The organism is Mycobacterium timonense (assembly GCF_025821985.1).
GTDB lineage: Bacteria > Actinomycetota > Actinomycetes > Mycobacteriales > Mycobacteriaceae > Mycobacterium > Mycobacterium avium.
Genome location: NZ_JACKSY010000112.1, coordinates 1 through 837, shown reverse-complemented (window position 1 = coordinate 837; position 837 = coordinate 1). Strand labels below are relative to the sequence as shown.

The window sequence follows — 837 nt, the reverse complement described above, 5'->3', positions numbered from 1 at the left end:
GGGCGAGGAGAAGGCGCGGCCGGGCAGGAACGAGGTCTCCAGGTAGCCGTTGGCCCGTTCCACGAGTCCTTTGGATTCGGGGTCGTACGGTCGGGTCTGGATCAGCCGGGTGGCCAACACCCCGCAGAACCCGACCACGCCCTCGGCGAGGCGACCGCGTTGACCGATACCGGACTCGTTGTCCCACAACAGTGTTCGGGGAACCGCGCCGACATCCTGCACCAGTTGCCACATCCCCGCCAGCAGATCCCCAGTCACTCGCGACGGGATCATCATCGCCGCGATGTACCGCGAATATGCCGCAACCATCACGAGCACCGGGAACGACCGAAGCACCCCGGCGTGATCGGGTACCAGCGCTCCGGGAAACCACAGGTCGCACTGCACCTGCTCACCGGGCCGATGGACCAGTCGGTCGCACGGATCGGCTGGAGCGTACTCCGGGCGGATCCTGGCCACATTCTCGGCGAACCAGGAATGCCCACCCGTCCAGCCGACCCGTTCGGCAATCACGGTGGCCGGCATTGTTGGGAACTGGCCCAGCAGCACCCGTACCGCAATCTCGATCTGCGCCCACGCCGACGTCGTTGACGGTGCGCCCAGCAGCACCCGTACCGCCTCAGCGCTAATCGCCTTGGCCACGGTGTTGCGCGATAGCGACAACCGCCGCGCGATCGCGGCCTGCGACAGGTTCTCCGACCGATACAGCCGGCGAATCTCCGCCCAATCCTCCACAGTGATCACTCTCCAATCAGAAGGGTGCTCACTTTTCGACCGCTCCGCCCAATCCTCCACAGTGATCACTCTCCAATCAGAAGGGTGCTCACTTTTCGACCG

1 pseudogene is annotated in these 837 nt (G+C 65.0%); it reads right to left on the bottom strand.

What is annotated here, in order from left to right:
* Positions 1–735: pseudogene (locus H7I87_RS26535) on the bottom strand (DDE-type integrase/transposase/recombinase); the annotation flags it as partial.
* Between the last annotated feature and the right edge of the window lie 102 nt (positions 736–837).